General features: G+C 72.1%; 20 protein-coding genes. 16 read left to right on the plus strand and 4 right to left on the minus strand.

What is annotated here, in order from left to right; all coding sequences use genetic code 11:
- The first annotated feature begins 119 nt into the window (after positions 1–119).
- From VFX14_24895 to VFX14_24920, 6 genes are read left to right on the plus strand one after another with little or no spacing between them, the layout of a single operon-like run.
- Positions 120–3,422, plus strand: coding sequence for an adenylate/guanylate cyclase domain-containing protein (locus tag VFX14_24895; GenBank protein ID HEU5192934.1), 3,303 nt, complete (start codon positions 120–122; stop codon positions 3,420–3,422).
- Positions 3,419–4,834: a hypothetical protein gene (locus VFX14_24900; protein HEU5192935.1), complete on the plus strand. Its 1,416-nt coding sequence runs from the start codon at positions 3,419–3,421 to the stop codon at positions 4,832–4,834. The genes VFX14_24895 and VFX14_24900 overlap by 4 nt, the downstream gene beginning before the upstream one ends.
- Positions 4,831–5,862, plus strand: a complete 1,032-nt coding sequence (locus tag VFX14_24905) for a glycosyltransferase family A protein (GenBank protein ID HEU5192936.1) — start codon at positions 4,831–4,833, stop codon at positions 5,860–5,862. The genes VFX14_24900 and VFX14_24905 overlap by 4 nt, the downstream gene beginning before the upstream one ends.
- Positions 5,859–7,640 (plus strand): NAD(P)/FAD-dependent oxidoreductase, encoded by a 1,782-nt coding sequence (locus VFX14_24910; GenBank protein ID HEU5192937.1) that lies wholly within the window; start codon positions 5,859–5,861, stop codon positions 7,638–7,640. Before VFX14_24905 ends, VFX14_24910 begins: the two co-directional genes overlap by 4 nt.
- Positions 7,641–7,650: 10 nt before the next feature.
- On the plus strand, positions 7,651–7,977 hold the full coding sequence (locus VFX14_24915) for a hypothetical protein (protein HEU5192938.1): 327 nt from the start codon (positions 7,651–7,653) through the stop codon (positions 7,975–7,977).
- Positions 7,974–9,854 (plus strand): hypothetical protein, encoded by a 1,881-nt coding sequence (locus VFX14_24920; protein ID HEU5192939.1) that lies wholly within the window; start codon positions 7,974–7,976, stop codon positions 9,852–9,854. Before VFX14_24915 ends, VFX14_24920 begins: the two co-directional genes overlap by 4 nt.
- Here VFX14_24920 and ilvA read toward each other — a convergent pair.
- Positions 9,851–11,110 (minus strand): threonine ammonia-lyase, encoded by a 1,260-nt coding sequence (ilvA, locus tag VFX14_24925; protein HEU5192940.1) that lies wholly within the window; start codon positions 11,108–11,110, stop codon positions 9,851–9,853. The genes VFX14_24920 and ilvA overlap by 4 nt on opposite strands.
- 13 nt (positions 11,111–11,123) lie before the next feature.
- Positions 11,124–11,987, minus strand: a complete 864-nt coding sequence (locus VFX14_24930; GenBank protein HEU5192941.1) for an isoaspartyl peptidase/L-asparaginase — start codon at positions 11,985–11,987, stop codon at positions 11,124–11,126.
- Between the two features lie 29 nt (positions 11,988–12,016).
- On the opposite strand from VFX14_24930, the gene VFX14_24935 reads away from it, so the two are divergent.
- The 6 genes from VFX14_24935 (at position 12,017) to VFX14_24960 (ending at position 17,602) form a co-directional block, all read left to right on the plus strand.
- On the plus strand, positions 12,017–12,736 hold the full coding sequence (locus VFX14_24935) for a uracil-DNA glycosylase (GenBank protein HEU5192942.1): 720 nt from the start codon (positions 12,017–12,019) through the stop codon (positions 12,734–12,736).
- Entirely contained in the window at positions 12,733–13,968 is a 1,236-nt protein-coding gene (locus tag VFX14_24940; GenBank protein ID HEU5192943.1) for an MFS transporter, read from the plus strand. Before VFX14_24935 ends, VFX14_24940 begins: the two co-directional genes overlap by 4 nt.
- Before the next feature lie 13 nt (positions 13,969–13,981).
- Positions 13,982–15,346: a pitrilysin family protein gene (locus VFX14_24945; GenBank protein ID HEU5192944.1), complete on the plus strand. Its 1,365-nt coding sequence runs from the start codon at positions 13,982–13,984 to the stop codon at positions 15,344–15,346.
- Positions 15,347–15,787 carry a DUF2569 family protein gene (locus VFX14_24950; GenBank protein ID HEU5192945.1) on the plus strand — a complete coding sequence of 147 codons (441 nt, stop codon included), beginning with the start codon at positions 15,347–15,349 and terminating at the stop codon, positions 15,785–15,787.
- 106 nt (positions 15,788–15,893) lie between these two features.
- Positions 15,894–16,301 carry a GNAT family N-acetyltransferase gene (locus VFX14_24955; protein HEU5192946.1) on the plus strand — a complete coding sequence of 136 codons (408 nt, stop codon included), beginning with the start codon at positions 15,894–15,896 and terminating at the stop codon, positions 16,299–16,301.
- Positions 16,298–17,602 (plus strand): pitrilysin family protein, encoded by a 1,305-nt coding sequence (locus VFX14_24960; GenBank protein ID HEU5192947.1) that lies wholly within the window; start codon positions 16,298–16,300, stop codon positions 17,600–17,602. The genes VFX14_24955 and VFX14_24960 overlap by 4 nt, the downstream gene beginning before the upstream one ends.
- A gap of 16 nt (positions 17,603–17,618) precedes the next feature.
- Here the strand turns inward: VFX14_24960 and VFX14_24965 are convergent, their stop codons facing one another.
- Entirely contained in the window at positions 17,619–18,140 is a 522-nt protein-coding gene (locus tag VFX14_24965; GenBank protein HEU5192948.1) for a Slp family lipoprotein, read from the minus strand.
- Between the two features lie 103 nt (positions 18,141–18,243).
- Here VFX14_24965 and VFX14_24970 point away from each other — a divergent pair, with 103 nt between their 5' ends.
- From VFX14_24970 to VFX14_24985, 4 genes are all read left to right on the plus strand, one after another.
- Positions 18,244–18,837 (plus strand): hypothetical protein, encoded by a 594-nt coding sequence (locus VFX14_24970; protein HEU5192949.1) that lies wholly within the window; start codon positions 18,244–18,246, stop codon positions 18,835–18,837.
- A 20-nt stretch (positions 18,838–18,857) separates the two neighbouring features.
- Positions 18,858–19,361 carry a thioredoxin family protein gene (locus VFX14_24975; GenBank protein HEU5192950.1) on the plus strand — a complete coding sequence of 168 codons (504 nt, stop codon included), beginning with the start codon at positions 18,858–18,860 and terminating at the stop codon, positions 19,359–19,361.
- An 83-nt stretch (positions 19,362–19,444) separates the two neighbouring features.
- The gene (locus VFX14_24980; protein ID HEU5192951.1) at positions 19,445–20,413 is read left to right on the plus strand and encodes a quinone oxidoreductase; all 969 of its coding nucleotides are present in this window, start codon (positions 19,445–19,447) and stop codon (positions 20,411–20,413) included.
- Between the two features lie 25 nt (positions 20,414–20,438).
- Positions 20,439–22,016, plus strand: coding sequence for an AsmA family protein (locus VFX14_24985; GenBank protein HEU5192952.1), 1,578 nt, complete (start codon positions 20,439–20,441; stop codon positions 22,014–22,016).
- Here VFX14_24985 and VFX14_24990 read toward each other — a convergent pair.
- Entirely contained in the window at positions 21,985–22,839 is an 855-nt protein-coding gene (locus VFX14_24990) for a methyltransferase domain-containing protein (protein HEU5192953.1), read from the minus strand. The genes VFX14_24985 and VFX14_24990 overlap by 32 nt on opposite strands.
- Positions 22,840–22,871: the final 32 nt, after the last annotated feature.

Consider the following 22,871-nt stretch of genomic DNA (forward strand, 5'->3'; position numbering starts at 1 on the left):
AGACTGACAACAAGGACGACCGACGCTTCTGCGCTTCCTGCGGAGCGGCGTTGCTCTCCGTGTGCGCGGCGTGCGGCTTCTCCAATGAGGCGGGCGCGGCGTTCTGCGGGGGATGCGGGGTGGCGCTCTCGCGCGGCGCCGCCCCGTCGACGGGGCCCACGGCCCCCGCGCCGACGCCCGCCCCCCCGGCACCCCGGCCGCTGCCCAGCCGGCCCGCCTACCAGTCCCCCCGGGCCTACACGCCGGCGCATCTCGCGGAGCGCATCCTCGGCGGCCGGAGCGCCCTGGAGGGTGAGCGCAAGCAGGTGACGGTGATGTTCGCGGACCTCAAGGGCTCCATGGAGGTCCTCGCCGAACGCGATCCCGAGGAAGCGCGCCAGATCCTCGATCCCGTGCTCGAGGCCATGATGGACGCTGTCCACCGCTATCAAGGGACGGTCAACCAGGTGATGGGCGATGGGATCATGGCCCTCTTCGGCGCGCCGGTGGCCCACGAGGACCATGCGGTGCGCGCGGGCTACGCGGCGCTGCGCATGGCCGAGTCCATCGCCGCCCTCGCCGCCGAGCACGAGCGGCGCTTCGGCTTCCGCGCGCAGATCCGGGTGGGGATGAACTCCGGCGAGGTGGTGGTCCGGACCATCGGCAGCGATCTGCGCATGGACTACAGCGCCGTCGGGCAGACCACCCACCTCGCCGCGCGCATGGAGCAGCTCGCCGGGCCCGGATCCATCTTCGTCACCGAAGCATTCACACGCCTGACCGAGTCCTCGCTGCACTTCAAGCCACTCGGCCTCGTCACCGTCAAGGGGCTCGCGGAGCCCGTGGACGTGTTCGAGCTCGTCGGCGCCGAGCCGACGCGCACCCGCTTCCAGGCCGCGGCCTCCCGCGGCCTGACCCGGTTCGTCGGCCGCGCCGACGAGCTCAAGATGCTGCAGGACGCCCTCGAGCGCGCGGAGGCGCGCGCCGGTCAGGTCGTGGCCGTCATCGGCGAGCCCGGGGTGGGGAAGTCGCGCCTCTTCCACGAGCTGGTGCGCTCCTCGCAGACCCAGGGCTGGCTGGTGCTCGAGACGGGCTCGGTCTCGTACGGGCAGAAGACGGCGTGGATGCCGGTGGCCGAGCTGCTGCGGACGTATTTCCAGCTCGACGAGCGGGCGGATCCCGCCGACATGCGGGAGCAGGTGACGGCGCGACTCGTCGCCCTCGACCCCTCGCTCGCCGATACGCTCCCCGCCCTTCTGTGGCTGCTCGACCTTCCCGTGGACGATGCGGTGTGGGCCGGGCTCGATCCCGAGCAGCGCCGGCAGGTAACCATGGATGCCGTGCGGCGCGTCCTCGTGTGGCAGAGCCGCGTCCGCCCGCTCCTGCTCATCTTCGAGAACCTTCACTGGATCGACGCCGAGACCCAGACGTTCCTCAACCGGCTCGTCGACGGTCTCCGGGGCACGCGCATCCTTCTGCTCGTGAGCTATCGGCCGGAGTATCGGCACGGCTGGGCGAGCCGGACCTACTACAACCAGGTCCGCCTGGATCCTCTGACCCCGCAATCGGCGGAAGAGCTGCTGGAGACGCTGCTCGGGCCGGGCTCCGACCTGGTGCCGCTCAAGGCCCTCCTCATCGAGCGCACCCAGGGCAATCCGTTCTTCCTCGAAGAGAGCGTGCGGACGCTGGTCGAGACGAAGATCGTGGTCGGCCAGCGGGGCGCGTTCCACCTGGCCCGGCCGCTGTCGAGCATCCGGGTGCCCGCCACGGTGCAGACGATGCTGGCCGCCCGCATCGATCGCCTCAGCGCGGAAGAGAAGAAGCTGCTCCAGACCGCGGCGGTGATCGGACGCGAGTTCTCCCTGCCGCTCCTCGAGGCCAGCATGCGCCCCGAGGGCGGCGATCTCGGCACGGGGATCGCCCGGCTGCAGTCGGCGGAGTTCCTGTACGAGAGCAGCCTGTTCCCGGAGATCGAGTACACCTTCAAGCACGTCCTCACGCAGGAGGTCGCGTACGACAGCCTGCTCATCGATCGGCGGCGCGCCCTCCACGCGCGCATCCTCGAGACCATCGAGGGCTTCTCCGCCGACCGGCTCGCCAGCGAGACCGAGCACCTGGCCCATCATGCGTTCCGGGGCGAGGTGTGGGACAAGGCGGCGCGGTATATGCGCCAGGCTGGGACGCGTTCCCTCGCCCGTTCGGCGAGCCGCGAAGCCGCCGCCTTTTTCGAGCAGGCGCTGGTCGCGCTCGAGCACCTGCCCGCCGATCACCCACGCATGGAAGAGGCCATCGACGTGCGGCTCGACCTTCGGCAGGCGCTGGTGCCCCTGGCGGAGCGCAGCCGCATCCTCGACCAGATGCAGAAGGCCGAGGCGATGGCCCGGACACTGGGCGATCAGCGTCGCCTCAGCTGGATCGCCTACGCCCTCGCGCACTACCACTATCTCTCGAACGACCAGGAGGAGACGGTGAAGGCCGGTCACCGTGCCCTCGAGCTGAGCGGTGGTACCGACGTGGCCCACGGCGTCGCCGTCAACCTCCTGCTCGGCTACTCGTTCCACATGACGGGTGACTACCGGCAGGCCGTCGCGGTGCTGCGGCGCAATGTGGACGTCCTCAGCGGTGATCGGGTCCGCGAGCGCTTCGGGCTGCCCATCTTTCCCACGTACCCCTCGGTCACCAGCCGGGAGCGCCTCGTGCGCTGCCTGGGCGAGCTCGGCGAGTTCGACGAGGCCATGCGCCTCGGCGAGGAAGCGCTGCGCCTGGCCGAGGAGCTCGACCACGCGCCGAGCTTCACCGCGATCTGCCTCGGGCTGGGCATGCTGCTGATGCGCCGGGAGGCCCTGGACCGCGCGATGCCGATCCTCGAGCGCGGGATGGACGTGGGCCGCCGCGGGAGCATCTACCTCTATGTCTTCTCCCTGATCGGCGCGGTCGGGCGGGTGCGGGCGTTGACCGGGCGGCTCGAAGAGGGCATCGGCATGATGACCGAGGTCGTGGAGGAAGCCGCGTCCAAGAACTCGCCGCTCGGTCAGGCGGTGCGGCTGGGATGGCTCGCCGAGGGGCACCTCGTGGCGGGCGATCTCGCGCGTGCCTGGCAGCGGGCGCAAGAGTCGCTGGAGTTCGCCCGGCGCTTTCACGAGAAGGGACAGGAGGTCTGGGCGCTGCACCTCCTGGGCGATGTGGCCGCGCGGCGCGAGCCCGCCGACCTCGACACGCCCGCCCGCCTCTACGAGGAGGCGATGGCCCTCGGGGCGAAGCTCGAGATGCGTCCCGCCCTCGCCCACTGTCGGCTCGGGCTGGGCGAGCTCCACGGGCGGGCCGGACGACACGACCTCGCCGAGCCGCACCTCGCCGCCGCGGCGGCGCTGTTCGGCGAGATGGGGATACCGAGCCTCCGGGACCGGGCGGCGCGCCAGCGACTCCGACTCCGCCCGGAATGAGGACCGAGCCGCTCTACCGGTGGCTCGTGCCCCGGGTGATCGAGCCTCTGGGCGCGCGACTCGGACATCCTCGCTGGACCACCGCGCGCCGGCTCGACGCCCTGCAGTGGGAAGCGGCCGACGCGCTCGACCGGCGAGCCGCGGCCGGCCTTCGGCCGCTCCTCGAGCATGCCGGGCGGCACGTGCCCTACTACCGCGACCTCTTCGCGCGCGTCGGCTTCGGGGCCGGCGACGTCCGGGGGATCGCCGACCTGTCCCGGCTCCCCGTCACGGGCAAGGCCGATCTTCGCGACGCGTTTCCGGCGAGGGCCACCGCCGAGAACATCCCCGAGAGCCGCCGGCAGCCGATGATGACGTCGGGCTCCACGGGGCTGCCCTTCCAGTTCTTCTGGGATCGCGCGGCGGTGCCCGCCATGGGCGGCACGGACTGGTTCTGGCTCGGCTGGGCGGGCACGGCGCCCTGGCACACGCGTCTCGTCCTCGCCAGCCCCGCGTACTTCTACGAGCGTCTGACGCCGCGCGGGCGGTGGTCGGCGCTTCGCACCCGGCTGATGCTCGGTGAGCGCATCGAGCGTCTCGCCGCCGATCGGACGTCGGCCGACGGCCTGCGCGCTGTCGTCGCACGTATCCGCCGGCGTGGTCCGTACTACCTTCGGGCCTACGCGGGCGCGCTGGCGGGGCTCGCCGTGCGGATCGAAGCCGAGGCCCGGCCTCTCGAGGCAGCGCCACGGGCGATCATCAGCTTCGCCGAAACCTTGACGCCCGCCGCGGCGGCGGTGATCGGGCGGGCGTTCCGCGCGCCCATCGCCAATTACTACTCCTGCTGGGAGGTGCCGCAGATCGCGCAGAGCTGCCCGGACGTGCCCCACGTGCTGCACGTGAACGCCGAGCGCGTGATCGTCCGAGTGGTCCGCGCCGATGGGAAGGACGCGGCGCCCGGGGAATCCGGCCGCGTCGTCGTCACGGACCTCGCCAACCTCGTCATGCCCTTCATCAACTACGCCACCGGCGACCAGGCGGTGGCGGGAGACCCTTGCTCATGCGGACGAGGATTGCCGACGCTGGCCCGCATCGAGGGCCGTGCCAGCGAGGTGATCCGCACGCCGGACGGCCGCGAGATCAGTGGCGTCGCGCTGGGCCAGTTCCTCGCGTTCGTGGCGGGAATCATCCCGTACGTGCGCGAGTATCAGGCCGTTCAGGGCGCGCCGGACGCCGTCTCGCTTCGAGTAGTCCCCACCCCGCGCTTCGACGACGTCTTCCGCGTCACCCTCGAGCGGGAGCTTGGGCGCTTCCTCGGCCCCGACATGACGGTGACGGTGGAGCCGGTGACGGAGATCCCCCTCGAGCCGTCGGGCAAACGGCTCATCATCAAGCCGCTCGCGGCGCCCACGGCCGCTCTCGCCGGCCGGTGAGCACGGCCGCGGAGGTGGGGCGGCGCCGCCCCGCTCCCTCGCTGTCCATCATCGTCCCCGCCTACAACGCCGAGCGCGAGATCGCCGAGTGCCTGGGCGCGCTGCGGGCGGCCGCGCCGCCCGACGCGGAGCTGATCGTGGTGGACGATGCGTCCATCGACGAGACGCCGGACGTCGCCAAGGCGGCGGGCGCCACCGTGCTCCGCCTCGTCCGGAACAGCGGTCCGGGCGCCGCGCGGAATCATGGGGTCGCCCACGCCGACGGCGACGTGATCCTCTTCGTGGACGCCGACGTCGTCGTGGCCCCGGACGCGCTGGGACGCGTCGGGCGGACCTTCGCGGACGATCCGGGCCTCGCCGCTCTCTTCGGCTCCTACGACGACCGGCCCCGCGCACCCGGCCTCGTCTCGCGCTACCGGAACCTGCTGCACCACTTCGTCCACCACGCGGGACGCGCGGAGGCGTCGACGTTCTGGGCGGGCCTGGGCGCCGTGCGCCGCGCCGCGTTCCTCGCCGTGGGCGGCTTCGATGCCGTGCGGTTCCCGCGTCCGAGCATCGAGGACATCGAGCTCGGCGTACGGCTGCGTCGGGCCGGCCACCGCATCCGCCTCGACCCCATGGTGCAGGGGACGCATCTCAAGCGCTGGACGCTCGCGTCCATGGTCCGCGTGGACGTCACGCGCCGCGCGCTGCCGTGGGCTCGACTCATCCTCGAGACGGCGCAGACGCCCACGGACCTGAACCTCAGCCCCTCCCAGCGGGTGACAGCGGCGCTGGCCGGGGTTGCGGTCCTCGGCCTCGTGCTCGCACCACTCCGGCCCGCCCCCGCGCTGGCGGTCGCGCTGGGCGCGCTCGCCGGCGTGGCCGTCCTGAACCGGCGGTTCTACGTGCTCTTGTGGCATCGGGGCGGTTTCCCGCTCCTTGCCGCGGGCTTCCCCCTGCACGTGCTGTACTTCCTCTACAGCGCGGCCACCTTTGTCTATGCCGCCCTCGAGGCGCGCTTCGCCGGGCGCGGACGGCGGCCGTGAGCGCGGGGGCCGGCTCGCGGCACGTGGTGATCGGCGCCGGGCCCGCCGGCCTCACTGCGGCACGCGAGCTCGCCCGTCAGGGCCGGCCGGTCGTGGTGCTGGAGCAGGCGCCCATCGTGGGGGGGCTCGCTCGCACCGAGTCCTACAAGGGCTTTCACTTCGACATGGGTGGCCATCGCTTCTTCACCAAGGTCGACGAGGTGCAGAAGATCTGGCAGGAGGTGCTCGGCCCCGACTTCCGGCGTCGCCCGCGTCTATCGCGGATCTACTACGACGGACGGTTCTTCCACTATCCGCTCAGACCGCTCAATGCGCTGGCCGGCCTGGGCCTATGGCGGGCCCTGCTGGTCGTGCTGAGCTACCTCCGCTGGCAGCTCTTCCCGTACGAGGAGGAGCGGACCTTCGAGCAGTGGGTGACGAACCGTTTCGGCCGCCGTCTCTTCCTCACGTTCTTCAAGACCTACACCGAGAAGGTGTGGGGCATCCCGTGCTCGGAGCTGCGGGCGGAGTGGGCGGCCCAGCGGATCAAGGATCTCTCGCTACGCTCGGCGGTGGTGGCGATGTTCATCAAGCCCGGCAAGACGATCAAGACCCTCATCGAGGAGTTCGAGTATCCTCGCCTGGGCCCGGGCATGATGTGGCGGGCCGCGGCGGACGAGGTTCGGCGCCTGGGCGGTGCGGTGCGGCTGGAGGCCGAGGTGACGGCTGTCCGCCGCAACGGGCGGCGCGTGGACAGCGTGGTGCTCACGGGCCCGCAGGGTGAGGAGGTCGTGCCGGGCGATCAGTTCCTCTCCAGCATGCCGGTGACCCAGCTCGTGCTGCGCCTCGACCCGCCGGCCCCCGATGCGGTGCGCGAGGCGGCGCGCCGGCTCACCTACCGCGATTTCCTCACCGTGTGCCTGATCGTCGATCGGCCGGATCCGTTTCCCGACAACTGGATCTACGTGCACTCGCCCGAGGTGAAGGTCGGCCGCATCCAGAACTTCCGGAGCTGGAGCCCCGACATGGTGCCCGATCCCGCCAAAGCGAGCCTCGGGCTCGAGTACTTCTGCTCGGAGGGCGACGCGCTCTGGACCCTCCCCGACGAGGCGCTGATCCGCCTGGGCAAGGAGGAGCTCGAGCGCATCGGCCTCGCGCGGGCGTCGGAGATCTCCGACGGCTGCGTGTTTCGCGTGCCCAAGGCGTATCCCGTATACGACGCCGACTACCGGGAGCACCTGGATACCGTGCGCGCCTTCGTGGACGGCCTCGAGAACCTCCAGACCATCGGGCGCAATGGCCTCCACCGGTACAACAACCAGGATCACGCCATGCTCACCGGGCTCCTCGCCGTGCGAAATCTGGAGAGCGGAGTCCGCCACGATCTCTGGAGCGTGAATACCGAGCCCGAGTACCACGAGGAGGTCGGGGTCAGCGACGCGGAGGCGGCGGTGCTGGAGGGGCGCATCACCGAGATCTTCCCGCGGGTGGACGGCGTGGCCCTCGGCGCGGCGACGGGCGTGGTCGCCGGCGCGCTCCTGGGCCTCGCGACGCTCGTGCTCGTGTGGAAGGGCGGGCCCGTGGTGGGGCCGACACTCGGCCTGCTCGCGCAGTTCCTGCCCGGCTACTCCGTGACGGCCGCCGGCAGCCTCATCGGCCTCGCCTACGGGGCCCTCGGGGGGTTCGTGGCGGGCTGGGGTTTCGCGGTGATCCGGAACCTCACCCTGTTCCTCTCACTGTCCTTCCTGCGGCGCCGCGCCCAGCGGCACCTCTTGAAGCGGTTCCTCGAGTTCGTCTAGGAGTCAACGCATGGCGACCGACTCGAAGGATCTCGAGACCCTGGTGCTGGTCCGCGTGGTGCGTCTGAATGCGGCGATCGCCGGTGTGGTGACCGGGCTCCTCGCCGGACTCGCGCTGTTCGTGGCCACCAACTGGCTCGTGCTCAAGGGGGGGCCGGTGGTCGGCCCGCACCTGGCGCTGCTCGGGCAGTACTTCATCGGCTATCGCGTCTCGTTCGTGGGGAGCCTCATCGGCTTCGCCTGGGCGTTCGTCCTGGGCTTCCTCGTCGGCGCCGCGGTGGTCGCGATCTACAATCGCCTCGCCGATCTTCGCGATCCCCGCACGCGAGGCCGATGACCGACCGGGTCGCGCGGGGCCTCGCCCTCCTGGTGCTGGTGGGCGGCGTCGTCCTCCGCTTCGCGCGGCTCGGCGCGGATCCCTACTACTACGAGTGGAACGGCTACATCACCGACGAGGGCCGATGGATCGCGCATGCGCGCGCGCTGCGTCTCTTCGGCGAGATCGGCTCGGTGGGCTCTGCGCTGCATCTGCTCCTCGCCCCCCTGTTCCAGGCGGCCGCGTTCGTGGTCTTCTCGATCGCCGACGTGAGCCTCTGGTCGGCGCGCCTCGTGAGCGCCCTGGCCGGCAGCGCGCTGCTCGTGGGGTTCTGGGCCGCGTTCCGGCGGCTCGCCACCCCGCCGGCGCTGCTGCTGGCTCTGACCATGCTCGCCGTCGAGATGGACCTGGTGGTGCTGAGCCGCCTCGCGATCCCTGAGATGGCCGCGATGGCGCTGTCGTTCGCGGCGTTCCTCGTGCTCGTGCGGGTGCGGACAGGGTGGGGGATAGTCGCGGGCGGCCTCCTCTCCGCCGCCGCCATCGGCGCCAAGGCCACCGTGCTTCCCGTGGCCTTCATCTTCGGCGCGCTGGTGCTGGCGCGGACGCCGGTGGCGGCGCTGTCCCGGGGGCGCGCGCTCGCCGCCTACGCCGCTGGCGTGCTCGTGCCCGCCGTGCTGGCGGCCGGTGCCGTCGTGGTGGCGGGGGCCTCCGGCGCCATCTCGCTTCGCATCCTCCTGCGCGTGCTGAGGGGTTTCGTCGGCGTCAGCGATCTCTACAAGGTGGTAGGCTTTCCCTTCGAGGACTCTCTGGCTCCCACGCTCGCGCTCTGGTCACTCGCCGCCTGGCTGGGGTGCCTGGGCGGGCTCGCGGGGCGCGGAGTGTCGGAGCGCGGCGACGAGGCCGCGCACCTTCGCGCGGCATGCATCTGGGCGGGCGCCTTTGCGCCCCTCATGTTCGCCCTCGAGTACTTTCCCTCCCGGTACAAGGTCCACATTCTGGTGCCGATGGGCGTGATCATCGCCGTGGGACTCTCGTGGCTACAGCGCGAGGGCCTCACGGGCTTGGCCGCCGCGCTCGGGAGATGCACCGGGATACGTCGCATGGGTGCGGCGTTCCTGCTGTCCGCCCCCACCTCGCTCATCGTCACGACGGCGCTCTTGTCGCTGGGCGGATCGATCGGCCTGGATCCCGCGCGCCTGCGCCTGCGCTACGCCGTCTTCCTCCTGGCGCTCGTCGGGGCGGCCGCGCTCGTGTCACGCGCGCTCGCTCGCGTGCCCGCGGTGCGGTGCCTCGTGTGGCTCCCACCGCTGTGGGCCTCGGCATGGCTCGTCGTGGAGCGCCTCACGCTCGCCGGCGCGCCCTTCTGGCCCGACGCGGCGGGGATCGGGCAGGCGCCGCGCTGGGCGCTCCTCGTTCTTGCGATAGCGGGTGCCTTGCTGTTGGCCGCGACGTCCACCTGGCCGCGCGGCGCCGGCGGGCTCGCGGTGGTCACGGCGGCCCTGCTCGTCGGGGTGCTCGGCCTCGTGCGCCTCGCGCCCGGATATCTGGATCCGCACTACTCGATGCGGGACAGCTCCCGCGATCTCGGGACGCTCCTGAGCGGCGTGAACGGACCGATCCGCACCCTCGGCGCCGAAGCGCTCTTCAGCGACAACCGGCTCCGCTACCGCAGCGTGCTCGGGGGGCAGTGGCCGAGCGCGCCCCCCGACGTGCTGGTGCTCGCCGGCCGTATCGCGGATCCCCAGGACCGCCTGCACCACGAGTACCGGCTGGTCCGTCAGTACGCGATCTACGTGTCGCCGGAGTTCATCCTGGGCGAGCCCACGTGGTCGGCCGCGGTGGGACAGTTCCGGCGGACGACGGTCAGCGTCTACCGGCGGGCGAGCGAGGGCGGCTAGGAGCCTGGGGGCGAGGGCGCGGCGCGGCGCACGATCTCGTGGACGGCGTAGCCCGCCTCGGCGAGATGTCGCTTCACCGCGTCGATCTGGTCGCGTCCCGACGTCTCGAGCGTCACCTCCACCTCGGTCTGCCCGAGCCGCGCCCGTGAGAACGCGCGGTCGTGGAGGATGTGCAGCACGTTGGCGCGCATCTCCGCCACCAGCGCGGTGAGCCGCGCGAGCTCGCCGGGCCGGTCGCGCAGCATGACGGCCAGGCGCACGAGCCGGCCGTCCTTGACGAGGCCGCGCTCGATGATCCGCGAGATCAGGTTGACGTCGATGTTACCACCGGAGAGGACGAGCGCCACCGTCTTCCCCGTCAACGCGACTTTCTTGTTGACGAGGGCGGCCAGGGGCACCGCGCCCGCGCCCTCGACCACCGTCTTCTCGATCTCGAGCAGCAGCAGGATGGCGTTGGCGATCTCCTCCTCGCTCACCGTCACCACCTGGTCGAGCCACCGCCGGGCCAGCGACAGGGTCAGCTCCCCCACGCGCCGCACCGCGATGCCGTCGGCGATGGTGGCGGCGGCGGCGACGGTGACGCGGTCGTTCGAGGTCAGCGCCGCCTTCATCGCGGCGATCTCCTCGGCCTCCACGCCGATCACCTCGACGCCCGCGCGTCGGGACTTCAGCGCGATGGCCACCCCGGTGGAGAGCCCGCCGCCGCCGACGGGCACCAGGACGGCGTCCAGCTCCGGCACCTGGGCGGCCAGCTCGAGCCCGATCGTGCCCTGGCCGGCGATCACCCGCGCGTCGTCGAAGGGGTGCACGAACACGAGCCGCCGCGCCGCCTCGATCTCCCGCGCGCGGGCGTAGGCTGCGTCGTAGTTGTCGCCGTGGAGCACGACTTCCGCGCCCTGGCGCCGCGCCGACAGCACCTTGGTCAGCGGCGCCCACTCCGGCATCACGATGACGGCGGCGATGCCCAGGCGCGCCGCGTGGAAGGCCACCGCGAGGCCGTGATTGCCCGCGCTCGCCGTCACCACGCCGCGCTCGCGCTCCTCCGGGGTGAGCTGCAGCAGCACGTTGGCGGCTCCGCGCTCCTTGAAGGAGCCCGTCATCTGGAGGTTCTCCAGCTTGACGAAGACCCGCGCGCCCGTGAGCTCGCTCAGGCTCTGGGAGTACGCGCACGGCGTCACGTGGATCACTCCGGCCAGGCGGGCCTGCGCGGCCTCGATCTCGGCGGGCCCCACCGCCTCCGCGGGCAGGGCGCTCACGCGGCGTCCGCGCTCAAAACCCCACCACGATGCCCTGGGAGGGATTGGCCCAGCCCACCGGCATCAGCGGGGTGGAATGCGCCCAGCCGATGCGCCCCTTCCAGTCCACCGCGATCAGGCCGCCCCCGCCGCGCCCCTCTTCCACGAGCACGTCCAGCGCGACCTGGCAGGCGTGCTTGGGATCGCCCACCGACTTCATGATCTCGAGCGTGCGCCGGGCCAGCACCACGCGGATGATGGCCTCGCCGTCGCCGGTGCAGGACACGCCGCCCAGCGTGCTTTCCGCGTAGGTGCCGCACCCGATGAGGGGCGAATCGCCCACGCGTCCGGGGAGCTTGCCGCTCGTGCCGCCGGTGGAGGTCGCGGCGGCGATCACGCCCGCGCGATCGAGGGCAACCGCGCCCACCGTGCCCGCCTGGGTCTCCTGCAGCCGGCGCCGTTGATGCTCGAGGACGAGCTCGGCGGGATCGCAGAGCGGCACGCCCAGCGCCCGCGCCTGCGCGAGCGCGCCCTCGGCGACGAAGAGACAGTGGCGGCCGGCCTCGAGGACGCGGCGGGCGAGCGTGATGGGATGGCGGACGCCGCTCACGCAGGCCACCGCGCCGTTGGTGAGCCCGTCCCCCTCCATGATCGAGGCGTCCATCTCCACCGTGCCCGCGCTGGTGAGGACGGAGCCGCGTCCCGCGTTGAAGCGCGGATGGTCCTCCATCGCGCACACCGCCGCTTCCACCGCGTCGAGCGACGAGCCGCCGGCAGCCAGGCGCTCCCATCCCGCGTGCACCGCCTGCTCGATGCCCGCGCGCAGCTCCTCGCGGCCGCCCTTGGGATCGGCGCCCGCGCCGCCGTGCACGATCAGCGCGGGCACGCGGCTTGTCACCGCTCGCTCCCGTTCGGTATCATCGCTCCGTGATTGTCCCCGAAGTTGGCGGCGAGAACAACGTGTCGCTCGCCGATCTCGCCGCGAGCATCATCGCGTGCCGCCGCTGTCCCCGACTCGTCCGCCACCGCGAAGCGGTCGCCGCCGCGCCCCCACGCCGCTACCGCGGCGAGACCTACTGGGCGCGCCCGCTCCCCGGCTTCGGCGATCCTCGCGCGCGCGTGCTCGTGATGGGACTGGCGCCCGCCGCCCACGGCGGGAACCGCACCGGGCGCATGTTCACCGGCGACCGCAGCGGCGACTGGCTCTACCGCGCGCTGCACGCCGCGGGCTTCGCCAATCAGCCCACGTCGCGCCATGCCGGCGATGGCCTCCGTCTGCACGGCGCCTACATCACCGCGGCGGCGCGCTGCGCGCCGCCGGCCAACAAGCCCACGCCGGGGGAGCTGGCGCGGTGTCAGCCCTTCCTGCTGGAGGAGCTCCGGCGCCTCACGGAGGTGCGCGTGATCGTGGCCCTCGGCAAGATCGGCTGGGACACCTATCTCCGGGCGCGCCGCGCTCTTGCCGCTCCGCTGCCGCGGCCTCTGCCGCGGTTCGGCCACGGCGCCGAGGCGGCGATGCCCGACGGCGTGATCCTCCTCGGCTGCTTTCACCCGAGCCAGCAGAACACATTCACCGGCCGGCTCACGCGTCCCATGCTGCACGGCGTGTTCCGGCGCGCCCGCACGCTCGCCCGCCGCCGCTCGTGACCGGCGTCGCGCCGTACGGGCTCGTCTGGGCCATTCTCGTCTACGCGTGGATCGCCAACTATCTCATCCGCATGGCGCTGTCCGCGCTGCTCCCGCCCATCATGGCGGAGTTCGGCCTCACCTACGCCCAGGCCGGCCTCCTCTCGGCGGCGGTGTTCTACGCCTACACGAGCATGCAGCTCCCGGCGGGCGCCCTGGGGGACCGGCTGGGACGCCGGCGCATGGTCATCGCCGGCGTGTTGCTCAGCGCCGGCGCCTCGGTGTTCACGGGCCTGGCCGGCACGCTCACACTGCTCTTCGTCGCCCGCCTCGCCACCGGGCTCAGCCAGGGCTTCCTCTTCTCGAACGATCGCGTGATCATCGCCGCCACCACGCCGCCCGGCCGCATCGCGCTCGGGCAGGGGATCTCCTTCTCGGGGCCCGGGCTCGGCACCACGCTGGGGCTGGTGCTCGCCGGCTACCTCGGCACGCTCCTGCCGTGGCGGCATGTGTTCCTGCTCTTCGCGTTCCCCCCTCTCCTCGCCGCATTGATGATCTGGCGGTGGATCCCCGAGCCGCCCCGCGCGACGGCGGCCGCCGACCCCGCCTGGCCCTTCCAGCGCGTGCTGCGCACGCGCGACTTCTGGCTGCTCGCGATCAGCGGCATGGTGCCCATCTACGTGCAGTTCCTCCTCGCGACGTGGGGCCCCGCGCTCTTCGTGGAGGCGGGCGTCCGCGATCTCGCCCGCTCCGCCTCGCTGGCGAGCCTGCAGGGTCTCACCGCGCCGGCGGGGCTCCTCGTGTCCGGGCTCGCGACGGACCGGCTGCGCGCGCGGGGCTACCACGGTAAGCTCGTGATCGCGGCCGCGCTCTCGGGCAGCGTGCTCACCGTGCTCGCGATGGGCCTGATCATCCGCCAACACGGTCACGCGTGGCTGCTCACGCTGGCGCTCCTCGGCACGTCGTTCTTCATCTGGTGCTGCTGGGGCCCCGCGTACGCGATCCTCGGCGATCTCTTCCCGTCGTCGGTGCTGGGGCGCGCATTCGGCGCGTTCAACACCATCTGCTTCCTCGGCGCGGTGGCGAGCCCGTTCGTCACGGGCTGGCTGCGCGATCTCACCGGCTCGTTCGTGGCGGGGCTCCACGGCGCGGCGGCGCTGAGCGCGCTCGCGGTGGCGGGGATGATGTCGCTCGACCGGCCGTTTCGCGCCGCGGCGGGACCGGCGTCGGTTGCCGGTCGCGCCCGCTCGTAGGATAATTCCGCGCATGCGCTGGCGGTGTCCGGTCGCTCTCGTGCTGGTCGCCGCCCTCGTCGCCTCCGCGCCCGCCGCGCGCGCCGCCACCCCGGTGCTCGAGACGACGCTCGACAACGGCCTCCGCGTGCTCATCCTCGAGGACCGGCGCAATCCCATCGTGTCCGTGCAGGTGTCGTACCGAGTGGGCTCGCGCGACGAGAGGCCGGGCGCCACCGGGCTCGCCCACTTCCTCGAGCACATGATGTTCAAGGGCACGCCCACGCATCCCAAGGGCGAGTACTCCCGGGTCGTGGAGGGCAATGGCGGCCACGACAACGCCTTCACCACCCAGGACACAACGTCCTATTTCGTCAACATCGCCGCCGACAAGGTGGACGAGGTCCTCCAGCTCGAGGCCGACCGCATGCGCAACCTGCTGCTCGATCCCGCCGAGATCGATGCCGAGCGCCAGGTGGTGATGGAAGAGCGGCGCATGCGCACCGAGGACAGCCCCGACGGCCTCCTCGCCGAGGAAGTGATGGCCACGGCCTTCGCGGCTCATCCCTACCGGTGGCCGGTGATCGGGTGGATGGAGGACATCGGCCGCATCAACGCGGCCGAGCTGCGGGCGTTCTACGACCTCTACTACCGGCCAAACAACGCCGTGCTGGTGGTGGTCGGGGACGTGCACGCGCCCGAGCTGCTCGCGCGCATCCGCACGCTGTTCGGGCCCATCGCGCGGGGGCCGGCGCCGCCGCCGGTGACCGCGGTGGAGCCGCCGCCGCGCTCTGAGCGGCGGGTCACCCTGCGGAGCGCGGCCGCGCGTTTGCCTGCGCTGACGCTGACCTGGCTCGTGCCCAACTTCCGCTCCCCGGACGCGCCCGCGCTGGAGGTGCTCGAGAGCGTTCTCTCGGGCGGTCGCGCGTCGCGCCTCCATCGCCGGCTGGTCGTGGAGGCGGGCCTCGCGCTGGACGCCGACGCGGACTATAGCTACAGCTCGGTGGATCCGAACCTCTTCTGGCTCTCCGCGCGCCCCGCCGAAGGCGTCGGTCTCGATGTGCTCGAGGGCGGCCTCCTCGAGGAGCTCGAGCGGCTCAAGCGCGAGCCCATCGACCCCGAGGAGCTCGCGCGCGCGCAGAACCAGATCGAGGCGTCGTTCGTGTGGGGCCAGGACTCGATCTACTCGCGTGCGGCCACGCTCGCGCGGTTCGAGCGCATCGGCTCGTGGCGCCGCACCGACGAGTACGTGGCCGCGATCCGCGCCGTCACCGCCGCCGATGTCCAGCGGGCGGCCCGCACCTACTTCCCGGTCGACGTGAGGACGGTGGGCGTGCTCCTGCCGGAGGCGGCCGTGAACGCTCCGGGCGGCCCCGAGAAGATGGAGAAGGAGAAGTAGATGCGCGTGGGGGGCTGGCTGCTGCTGCTCTGCGTCGGGCTCACGGTCGTGAGTCCCATCCTGGTCACGATCGGGATCGTGCGCGGTTACCTGGGCGACTCGCCGCATTTCGACCAGTTCCCGCGCCTGCGCGTGGTGCTCCTCGTCGACACGGCGCTCCGGATCGCGCTCACCGCGTACGGGGTGTGGGTGGGGCTCCGTCTCATCAATGTGCGCCCGGGCGCCGTGCGGACTGCGAAGCGCTACTTCCAGGTCTCGCTGGCCTATCTGGTCGTCGCCGCGCTCCTGCCTTTCGTCGCGGGCTTACCGCCGGAGGCCAATCCCACCCTTGCGATCGCCGTCGTGCAGCAGACCGTCCCCGCGCTGATCGGCGTCGCCCTCTGGTACGCGTACCTCGTCCGCTCGAAGCGGGTGAGGGCCACCTATCCGGACGCGGCGTGATCGTGGCCGCCCTCGACATCCGCGACGCGCGCCCCAGCGAGGGCGACGCGATCCGCGCGCTCACGCTCGCCGCGTACGAGCAGTACGCCGCGGCGCTGGGGCCGCTCTGGCCCATGTACCGCGCCAACATCGTGGAGACCCTGGCGCGCGTGGCGCCTGCCGAGCAATCGTCGCCGACCGCGGAGGCGTCCTCGTGGGCGCGGTGCTGCTCTATCCCGCCGGCGCGCCCATGCCGGGCACCGCCCGCCGGACCAGCGGGTCGGAGGTGCGGCTGCTCGCCGTGCCGCCGGCGGAGCGCGGCCAGGGCGTCGCGGAGGGGCTCATGCGCGAGTGCGTGCGGCGTGCGCGGGCGGCTGGCGCGACCGCACTCCTCTTGCACACCACCGACATGATGCAGACCGCCATGCGCCTTTACGAACGATTGGGCTTCACGCGCGATCCCGCGCTCGATTTCCGCCCCGCGCCGGCCGTCCTCGTGAAGGGATTCCGTCTCGAGCTCGGAGCGGCCGCATGAGGCGGGCCGCCGCCGCGCTGCTGCTGATCGCCGCGCTGGCCGCGGGGGCGTCCGCCGCCCCGCTCGCCGACCGGGTGGTGCTTCCCAACGGCGTGGTGCTGCTCGTCAGCGAGCGGCGCGCGCTGCCCATCGTGGCAGTGAGCGTGTACGTGCGCGCGGGGTCCGTCCTCGATCCGCCCGCCGCCGGCGGTCTTGCCAATCTCACCGCGTCGCTGCTCACCCGGGGCACCGCGCACCGCAGCGCTGCCGAGATCGACCGCGCCATCGAGTCCGTGGGCGGGAGCCTGGCCAGCGGCGGCGGCCGCGACGGCGCCGCGCTCTCGCTGGGCGTGCTCTCGAAGGACCTTCCGCTCGGATTCGATCTCCTCGCGGAGGCGCTGACCCAGCCCTCGTTCCCCGACGACGAGCTGCGCCGGAAGGTCGGCGAAATCCAGGCCGCGCTCCGGAACGCGGAGAGCGAGCCCGAGACGGTGGCCGGGCGCGCGCTCGCGGAGCTGATCTATCCCGGACATCCCTACGCCCGGCCGGCCCTGGGGACGCCGACATCCGTGGCGACCCTCGACCGCGCCAAGGTGAGCGCCTTCCACCGCACGTACTACCGTCCTGATGCGACCACCGTGGTCGTGGTGGGCGACGTGTCGGCGCCGGAGGTTCGCGCTCGACTGCTGGCGCGGCTCGGCGGCTGGCGGGCGCCCGCCACGCCGCTCCCCCCCGTCCCGAGCGCGCCGGAGTCGGTGCCGCCGGCCGCGCGCACCATCGCGCGCGAGCTGACGCAGACGACCGTGTTCATGGGGCGTCCGGCGATACGCCAGAAAGATCCCGACTATCCAGCCCTGGCCGTCGCCACGTACATCCTGGGCGGGGGCTCCACCTCGCGCCTCTACACGCGCGTGCGCGAGGAGCGCGGACTCGCCTATGGGGTGGGCGCGAGCGTGGGGGTCGCCCGCCACGGCTCCTCGCTCACCGTGTCGCTCCAGACGCGGAACGAGAGCACCGAGGAGGCCATACGCTTGGTGCGGGAGGAGATGCGGGGCATCGGCGCCGCCGACGTCGCGCCCGCGGAGCTGGCGCTCGCCAAGGCCTATCTCATCGGCAGCTACGCGCTGCGCACCGACACCTCGTCCAAGGTCGCGGTGCTGATCGCCTCCCTGGAGGAGCTGGGTCTCGGGCTGGACTATCCCGAGCGCTATCGCGAGCGCATCGCCGCCGTCACCGCCGCCGACGTGCGACGGGTGGCCGCGCGCTTCCTCGACCCCGACACCTATTCCACCGTGATCGTGACGGGCCGTCGCGCGCCCTAGCGCCGACGCGTCGCGGCTACCAGTAGTAGGGCGAGTAGGGTCCTCCGATGTACGGGTATGGGTATCCCGCATAGGGATAGGGGTAGGGGGAGCCGTATGCCGCGGGGAGCGGCCAGAGGTAGATCTGGTCGGGCCGCGTGAGGACATACCGGTAGGGCTGCTCGCCCAGGGCGCGCTCCTCGCCGCCCAGGACCGTGCCCACCATGCTGACGCGCCGGCCGCGCGCGTACACCGCGGGATCGAGGAAGTCCGGCGCGACCATGACGAAGCGACCGTCGGTCTCGTCGGTGCGCCGGGGCGCGTCGCCGTCGCCGAGCGGCCGCGAGAGCACCTCGATCTCGGTGCTGCCCGCGCGGGGCCGCGTCTCGATGATCTCACCGGCGAGGACCACCCGCGCGTTCCGGTAGCGGTCCGGGTCGCTGCGCAGCACGCCCAGGGTGAGCGAACGATCCACGCCCTGGAGCAGCTGGCCCGGGAACACCGATGCGCAGCCCGACACGGCCGCGCAGACGAGGGCGAGCAGGAGCAGGCGGCGCATGCGTGTAGCCTAGCCCCCACCTCGAACGGGGGCAACCGGCGCCGACCCCCGGGGCAAGCGGGCGCGACCGCGCGTGCTACAATGACCGACGCCTGAGCGGTCCATGCGGCGCAACGGAATCTTCTCCCTCATCGTGATCGGTCTTGCCGCCCTCGCATGCTGGCCGGCCCCCGGCCAGTCGGCAGCGGCGGCCGCGTTCGTACTGTCCGAGCGCGAGCGCGACGACGCCATGCTCGTGGGCAAGCGCAGCGTGGTCAGCGAGGAGTTCGGCGGGGAGTGGCGGCAGAAGAACGCCGCCGGCGAGGTGGTCGAGGTAATGACGCCGTTCCATCGGCTCGCCCTTGCCGCCCGCAACGCCGCGTTCAAGAGCGACACGCTCAAGCCCAAGGACATCGACACCGTCCTCAAGGAAACCAGCAACAAGCTCACGCTGTGGGTGACGCTGCGGGGGGACCGGAGCGACTTCGCGCGCTTCTACGCGCCCCTGCTCCTCGACGGCAAGACCGAGATCAAGCCCTCGTTCGTGCAGAACGAGCGGACCGCGCTGCGCGCGGAGGGCGGCGGCTATGCCGCGCGCTGCCTCTACGTCTTTCCCGTCGAGGGCCTCACCGCCCGGGGCCGCTATACCCTGGTCGTTCGCAACTCCGACGAGAAGGACGTCTCGACGTTCACCGTGGACCTGTCGGCCATGCGCTGAGAGGGAAAGGAGCCGTAACGATGGTGACCAAGGAGCAGTTCAAGCAGGGGATGACGCTGGACCAGTACCTCGCGCAGATGGGGACGAACAAGGACAAGTTCGTCGAGTTCCTGCAGAGCATCAAGATCTCGCCCGAGGACAAGCAGGCCCTCGACAAATACGGCAAGAAGCTCAACGTGCTCGTGATCACCGAGGACTGGTGCGGCGACGCCCTCTACAACGTCCCCGTGCTCGCCAAGATGGTCGAGGGCAATCCCAACATCGACATGCGCATCTTCCTCCGTGACAAGAACAAGGAGCTGATGGACCAGTATCTCAACCAGGGCATGTACCGCTCCATCCCGGTGTTCGCGTTCTTCGACGAGAACATGAAGGAGGTCGCCCGCTTCATCGAGCGGCCCCCCGCCCAGACGGAGGAGATCGAGAAGAAGATGCTCGAGACCCGGCGGGCCCTGCGCGCCGAGCGCTACATGGACTGGCGGGGCGGCGTCGTGAAGGAGATCCGCTCGCTGCTGAAGGTGTAGCATCGCCACGCGCCCACGGGCGCCGGTCCGTCGCCGGGCCGGCGCCCATTGACCTGGCCACCCCTGACCGAGGAGAGAAGACGATGAAGGCGATTCGCGTCCACACGCCGGGCGGTCCCGAGGTGATGAAGCTCGAGGAGGTCCCGGAGCCCAAGGCGGGTCCCGGGCAGGCGGTGGTGAAGCTGGAGGCCGCCGGGCTCAACTATATCGACGTCTACTTCCGCACCGGCACGTACAAGGCCCCGCTCCCCCTCACCCCCGGCCTCGAGGGCGCGGGCACCGTCACCCAGGTGGGGGACGGGGTCAAGGACCTGAAGGTCGGCGATCGCGTGGCCTACACCGGCATTCCGGGCTCCTACGCCCAGATGAACGTGTGCCCGGCCGATCGGCTGGTGAAGCTGCCGGACAAGCTCTCGTTCCGCGACGGGGCCGCCTCCATGCTGCAGGGCATGACCGCGCACTACCTCACGCGCTCCACCTATCCGCTCAAGTCGGGCGACACCTGCCTCGTGCACGCGGCCGCCGGCGGCATGGGGCTCCTCCTCACCCAGATGGGCAAGATGTTGGGCGCCACCGTGATCGGCACGGTGTCCACCGACGAGAAGGCCGCGCTGGCCAAGCAGGCGGGCGCCGATCACGTGATCCTCTACAGCAAGCAGGACTTCGTCGCCGAGGTGAAGCGGATCACGGGGAATCGCGGCGTGGACGTGATCTACGACGGCGTGGGCGCCACCACGTTCGAGAAGGGGCTCACGTGCATCCGGCCCCGCGGCGTCATGGCTCTCTATGGCGCGGCGAGCGGGCCGGTGGCCCCGCTCGACCTTCAGCTCCTGAACGCCAACGGCTCGCTGTTCGTCACGCGCCCGAGCCTCAACCACCACATCGCCTCGCGCGAGGAGCTCGTGCAGCGCTCGGGCGACGTGCTCGGCTGGATCCGCGACGGCAAGCTCAAGCTGCGCGTGGAGACCACGTTCCCGCTCGACAAGGCCGGCGAAGCCCATCGCGCCCTCGAGGGCCGCAAGACCACGGGGAAGGTGCTCCTGATCCCGTGAGCGCGCGGCCGCCGTACCTCCGCCCTTGAAGTGGATCCTGATCGCGGCGGGCGCGCTCGTCCTGCTCCTGGCGGGCGCGCTCGTCGCGCTGCCCTGGCTCGTCGACGTCCCGCGCGTCCAGGCCTACATCGCCGCCGCGGCCTCGCAGGCGCTGGGACGCGCGGTGCGCTTCACGTCGCTGTCCGTGACCGCGCTCCCGACGCCCTCGGTGCGGCTCAAGGGCCTGCAGGTGGCCGAGGATCCGAAGTTCGGGGCCCGGCCCTTCCTGGTCGTCGAGGAGGGGCGCTTCCGCATCCGGATCCGCCCGCTCTTCTCTGGCCGCGTGGAGCTGACCGAGCTCATCCTCGAGAAGCCGCGGGTCGAGATCATCGATGACGGCACCGGCCGCCTGAACGTGGCGAGCCTGGGCCCTACGGCGGGCCCCGGACGCCCCGTGCCGCGTTCGCCTGCCGCGTCCGCCCCGGCCGGCACCACCGCGGCGACCATCAGCCGGGTGCGGCTCAAGGACGGCGTCGCGCATCTGGTGCGGCGCGGCGCGAAGCCGCTGAACCTCCGGCTCGAGGCCATCGACCTCGTGGTGCGGCCCGCGGGCGACACCTTCGCCCTCGAGGGCGCGGCCCGGCTCGAGCCCGGCGGGCTCACGCTCACCCTGTCCCAGACCACGCTGCAGCTCCCGCCAGGCCATGCCCTCGGCGACGCGCCCCTGCGCGCCACCGTGGCGGTCAAGGGCGCGGACGTGGCGGGGCTCGTGACGCCCTTCCTGGCCACCCCCGCGCTGCGCGGGCCGGTGCAGGGCACGCTGCGCGTTGCGGGCACCATCTCGCACCCCACCGCGCAGGGCGAGCTCGCCTTTTCCGGCCTCGCCGTGTCCGAGCGCCGCCCGTCCTGCCCGCCGCCACCCGACCGCCAGCTCAAGCTGGGCGACGTGCGCGTGCCCCTGGACTTCACGCTGGCCCGCCTGGAGGCGGCGCCACTGTCGGCGCGCGTGGCCGGCGGGACAGTGTCGGCTCGCGCGTCGGTCAATCTCACGGCCGGGGCGGTGAGCCTGAAGGACGTGGCCCTCAAGGGCGTGGAGCTGGGCCCGCTGCTCGTGGACTATCTCTGCCAGCCCTACGCGGTCACGGGACCGCTCGAGCATCAGGGCAATGTGGCATTCAGCTCGAGCACGCCGCTGACGACGGCCGAGGGCGCGGGGCGGCTGCGCATCGGTCGCGGCAAGGTGGTGGGGACGGCGGCGCTGGCCCTGCTCCGCGACGTGGTGACGGTGGCAGGGGTGGTCGCGCCGCTGGTCGAGGGACGGTCGATCACCGCGCCCACGAAGCCTCTCGACTTCGAGTCCATCACCGCGACGTACCGGGTGAGCCGCGGCGTCATCGCCACCGACGACCTGCTCTACCAGGGTGAGGGCCTCACGGGGAACGTGGCCGGCACCTACGCGCTGGCCGACGGGCGCGTGGACGCCGCGGTCACACTCACGCAGGGGCGCACCCAGGTGAAGGCGCGCGTCACCGGCGTTGGTCAATCGCTTCGAGTCATCCCGACGGGGGTCACCCAGGGCGGGCGCGACGCGGTCAAGCAGCTCCTCGAGCAGCTCCTGCGCTGAAGCGGGCGCCGCCCAGCTTGCCCTGCTCGACCAGCTCCACGAAGAACGCGTAGAGCTGGCGATACTCCTCGTAGCGGGCCTCACCCAGCCGCGCCACCGTGTCCTCGCGGAGACCCCGATACATGGCGAAGCGCCGCTGCAGGATGTCGATCCACTCGGCGGACAGGTCCTCGGCTTCGATCCCGCCGAAGCCCGCGCGCGCGAGCAGGGCTGCGTAGCCGGCGATACTCTGGAGGCTCACCGCCGCCATCCAAGTGGTGAGGCGGGCGCGCTCGTTGTCGGCGAGGCGCGGCGTGGCGATCCAGTCCGTGAAGGCGATGCGCCCGCCGGGCTCGAGCACCCGCGCGCACTCCGCGAGCACGCGGCCCTTGTCCGGCACGTGGAGCAGCCCCTCCTGGCTGATCACCGCGGAGAACACGCCCGGGCGCAGTGGCAGGACCTGGGCGTCGGCGCGCACCGGGCGCACCAGGGCCTCGAGCCCCGTCAGCCGCGTGAGGCGCGCGCCGCCCGCGCAGCGCCCCGCGTTCAGATCGAGGGCGAGCACGCGGACGCCGAAGCGGCCGGCGAGGAAGCGCGCGGGACCGGCCAGGCCCGCGCACACGTCGAGCACGCGCGCGCCGGGGCGGATGGCGGCGCGGCGCGCGAGCGCTTCGACGGCGGCGCGGCCGCCATAGTGATCGTGGTCCAGCTCGCCGAGATCGTCCAGGTCGAGGCGCGGGCCGGCCTTGCCCTGACGGCGTAGCGCTTCGAGGATCTGGGGCGCCGAGATCGGATGCCGGTCGTAGAAATCGACGACGTCGGCCAGCGGGGCGTGCGGCGGCATGCCGGCGATGCTAGCCTCGACGCGGCGCCGGG

This window comes from Candidatus Methylomirabilota bacterium (assembly GCA_035764725.1).
In the GTDB taxonomy this organism is placed as follows: domain Bacteria; phylum Methylomirabilota; class Methylomirabilia; order Rokubacteriales; family CSP1-6; genus DASRWT01.

Excerpts from the sequence above, each read along its gene's own strand:
- VFX14_24900 (HEU5192935.1), top strand. The coding sequence starts at position 3,419 with ATGAGGACCGAGCCGCTCTACCGGTGGCTCGTGCCCCGGGTGATCGAG.
- VFX14_24915 (HEU5192938.1), top strand. The coding sequence starts at position 7,651 with ATGGCGACCGACTCGAAGGATCTCGAGACCCTGGTGCTGGTCCGCGTG.
- VFX14_24920 (HEU5192939.1), top strand. The coding sequence starts at position 7,974 with ATGACCGACCGGGTCGCGCGGGGCCTCGCCCTCCTGGTGCTGGTGGGC.
- VFX14_24945 (HEU5192944.1), top strand. The coding sequence starts at position 13,982 with ATGCGCTGGCGGTGTCCGGTCGCTCTCGTGCTGGTCGCCGCCCTCGTC.
- VFX14_24950 (HEU5192945.1), top strand. The coding sequence starts at position 15,347 with ATGCGCGTGGGGGGCTGGCTGCTGCTGCTCTGCGTCGGGCTCACGGTC.
- VFX14_24960 (HEU5192947.1), top strand. The coding sequence starts at position 16,298 with ATGAGGCGGGCCGCCGCCGCGCTGCTGCTGATCGCCGCGCTGGCCGCG.
- VFX14_24965 (HEU5192948.1), bottom strand. The coding sequence starts at position 18,140 with ATGCGCCGCCTGCTCCTGCTCGCCCTCGTCTGCGCGGCCGTGTCGGGC.
- VFX14_24970 (HEU5192949.1), top strand. The coding sequence starts at position 18,244 with ATGCGGCGCAACGGAATCTTCTCCCTCATCGTGATCGGTCTTGCCGCC.
- VFX14_24975 (HEU5192950.1), top strand. The coding sequence starts at position 18,858 with ATGGTGACCAAGGAGCAGTTCAAGCAGGGGATGACGCTGGACCAGTAC.
- VFX14_24980 (HEU5192951.1), top strand. The coding sequence starts at position 19,445 with ATGAAGGCGATTCGCGTCCACACGCCGGGCGGTCCCGAGGTGATGAAG.
- VFX14_24990 (HEU5192953.1), bottom strand. The coding sequence starts at position 22,839 with ATGCCGCCGCACGCCCCGCTGGCCGACGTCGTCGATTTCTACGACCGG.